General features: G+C 72.8%; 4 protein-coding genes. 3 read left to right on the top strand and 1 reads right to left on the bottom strand.

Annotated elements, in window-relative coordinates; all coding sequences use genetic code 11:
* Both ABZ749_RS33625 and ABZ749_RS33620 read left to right on the top strand, forming a co-directional pair.
* A partial coding sequence (locus ABZ749_RS33625; protein WP_357235065.1) for an MFS transporter occupies nucleotides 1-421 on the top strand: 421 nt, incomplete at its 5' end.
* 76 nt (nucleotides 422-497) lie between these two features.
* On the top strand, nucleotides 498-1,265 hold the full coding sequence (locus ABZ749_RS33620) for a TetR/AcrR family transcriptional regulator (RefSeq protein ID WP_357235062.1): 768 nt from the start codon (nucleotides 498-500) through the stop codon (nucleotides 1,263-1,265).
* A 3-nt stretch (nucleotides 1,266-1,268) separates the two neighbouring features.
* On the opposite strand, the gene ABZ749_RS33615 is transcribed toward ABZ749_RS33620, so the two are convergent.
* Nucleotides 1,269-2,090: a helix-turn-helix transcriptional regulator gene (locus ABZ749_RS33615; RefSeq protein WP_357235059.1), complete on the bottom strand. Its 822-nt coding sequence runs from the start codon at nucleotides 2,088-2,090 to the stop codon at nucleotides 1,269-1,271.
* Nucleotides 2,091-2,221: 131 nt separating this feature from the next.
* On the opposite strand from ABZ749_RS33615, the gene ABZ749_RS33610 reads away from it, so the two are divergent.
* Nucleotides 2,222-2,530, top strand: coding sequence for an SDR family NAD(P)-dependent oxidoreductase (locus ABZ749_RS33610; RefSeq protein WP_357235056.1), 309 nt, complete (start codon nucleotides 2,222-2,224; stop codon nucleotides 2,528-2,530).
* The last annotated feature ends 39 nt before the right edge of the window (nucleotides 2,531-2,569 follow it).

Below are 2,569 nucleotides of genomic sequence, written 5' to 3'. Positions count from 1 at the left end.
GCCGTTGCCGGACCTGCGCTCGGTCAACCGGGAACCGGCCGCATACTGGCCGCAACCGCACCTGGCGCGGGAGCCGGACCCGAGGGTGGGACCGGTGCTGGTGACGGTGCAGTACACGGTCCGGCCGGAGCGGACCCAACCGTTCCTGGCGGCGATGGACCTGGTGCGTGGCGCTCGGCAGCGGACCGGCGCGATGCGGTGGGGGCTGTTCCGCCCGGCCGAGACGGTGGACCGGTTCGTCGAGGTGTACCTGGTGCCGTCCTGGGACGAGCATCTGCGCCAGCACGGCGGCCGGTTGACAGGCGAGGACCGCGCGGCCGAGCAACGGGCCCGGGAGCTGACCGACGGGGAACCGGAGGTCCGACACCTGGTGCCCGCCGCGGCCGGCCCGACGCTCTCCGACGACCGCGAGGCGCTCTGACACCGCGCGGCACCCCCGGAGCAGGGTCGGCGCGGCCGCGTACGACGTACGGTCTCGTTGTTAGGATGGCCGCACCATGGCGAGTGAGCGCAAGGCGACCGCGGACCCGGCCCGCAGCCTGGCCCTTCTCTGGCGCACCCGGGAGCCGACCAGCCGCAGCGCGGGTCCGGCGCTCAGCGTCGGTCGGATCGTCCGGGTCGCGATCGACATCGCCGACGCCGAGGGTCTCGACGCGCTGACCATGCGCCGGGTCGGTGAGGCGCTGGGGGTCGGCACGATGTCGGTCTACACCTACGTGCCGGGCAAGGCCGAACTCGTCGCCGTCATGATCGACACCGCGTACGGCGAGATGTCACGCCCCGCCGTCGAGGGTGACTGGCGTACGCGGTTGGAGCGGATCGCCCGCGACAATCTGGCGCTCTACCAGCGCCATCCCTGGATGCTGAGGGCCGAGACGGCCCGACCGGTGCTCGGTCCGCACCTGATGGCCAAGTACGACTACGAGCTGAGCGCCATCGTCGACATCGGGCTCACCGACGTCGAGGTCGACGCCGTGCTCACCCTCGTGCTGGGTCACGTGAAGAGCGCCGCCCGGGCCGCCTCCGAGGTGGTCGACCTGGAGCGCGAGACCGGCATGACCGATGGCCAGTGGTGGCAGTCGCACGCGCCCTGGCTGGAGACATTCCTGAAGCCCGACGCCTACCCGACCGCGTCCCGGGTCGGCACCGCGGCCGGCCAGCAGCACGGTGCCGCGTACGGCCCGGAGTACGCGTTCGAGTTCGGTCTGCAACGCGTCCTCGACGGGATCTCGGTGGCGGTCGCCGAGCGGGCGGCCAACCGGTAGCCGCTAGCGCGGTGCTGCCCGTCGAGCCAGCCGGGCCAGCGAGCGCGCCGACGGGCTGCCCGGCTCGGCGTGATAGACCACCAGCGACTGGGTGGTGCCGTTGATCGTGAGCTTCTCGTAGCGCAGCGCCAACTCGCCCACCTCCGGGTGCTGGAACACCCGCACCCCGCCGCCGGCGCGGGCCGTGACGTCGTGCCGGGCCCACAACCGTCGAAACCGTTCGCTGCCGGCCGTCAGCTCCCGCACCAGCTCGATGAGGTGGGGGTCGTCCACCTCGGGGCCGACCTGTGCGCGCAGGCCGGCCACCGCGTTGGCCGCGACAGCCGTCAGAGCCGGGTAGAGCGCCGGCACGCTCGGGTCCAGGAAGACCGCGCGCAGGAGATTCACCCCGGCGGTGAAGATCGGCGCCAGCGCGGTCGCGGCGGGGTTGGCGAAGAGCACGTCCAGGTGTCGACCGTGCACGAAGGCGGGTGTCTCGGCCCACGAACCGACCAACTGCCGGATGCCCACCGGCACCCGCTCCGAGGGTCGCGCCGCCCGGCGGGCCGGCACCGGCCGGGCCAGGGCGTGCAGGTGTGCCGCCGCGTCCGCGTCCAGCCTCAACGCGCGGGCCAGCGCCTCGACCACCTGCGTCGACGGGTGCCGGTCACGCCCCTGCTCCAACCGCAGGTAGTAGTCGGCGCTGATGCCGGCGAGCAGGGCGGCCTCCTCGCGCCGCAGGCCGGGGACCCGCCGACGGCCGTGCGCGGGCAAGCCGACGTCACCCGGCCTGATCAGCTCACGCCGGGCACGCAGGTATTCGCCCAGCGGGCCGGCCGCGCTCACCCGCCCATCGTAGGAGCCGCCACCGACCGCCCATCCTGGTCCTGCCACTACCAGGAAAAACAGGGAACCGGCTAACGCCTGAGGCCCGGGTGACAGTGTCGGAGTAAGCGTGATCGAGAGACGGGACAGCAATGACAGAGCGCATCACGACCCCCTTCGGTTTCGCCTCCACCGCCGACGAGGTCATCGCCGGGGTGGACCTCAGCGGCAAGCGGGCCATCATCACCGGAGGTGCCGCCGGCATCGGCATCGAGACGGCCCGTTCGCTCGCCGCTGCCGGCGCCGAGGTCGTGCTCGGGGTCCGCCGGGTCGCGGCGGGTGAGCAGGCCGCCGGCGACATCGCGGCCAGCATCGGCGCGGAGCGGGTCACCGTCCGCGCGCTGGACCTGGCCGACCAGGATTCGGTACGCCAGTTCGCGCTGGAGTCGGTCGCCGCGTAGACGATGCCGTCGACCTTCTTGGTGACGAAGTTCTGGATC

This window comes from Micromonospora sp. NPDC047753 (assembly GCF_040642735.1).
In the GTDB taxonomy this organism is placed as follows: domain Bacteria; phylum Actinomycetota; class Actinomycetes; order Mycobacteriales; family Micromonosporaceae; genus Micromonospora.
The sequence above is the reverse complement of the archived record's forward strand: the minus strand, read 5'-3'. Positions and strand labels throughout refer to the sequence as shown.

Bases quoted from the DNA above. Each gene is read 5' to 3' on its own strand.
- ABZ749_RS33610 (WP_357235056.1), top strand. From the start codon at position 2,222: ATGACAGAGCGCATCACGACCCCCTTCGGTTTCGCCTCCACCGCCGAC.
- ABZ749_RS33620 (WP_357235062.1), top strand. From the start codon at position 498: ATGGCGAGTGAGCGCAAGGCGACCGCGGACCCGGCCCGCAGCCTGGCC.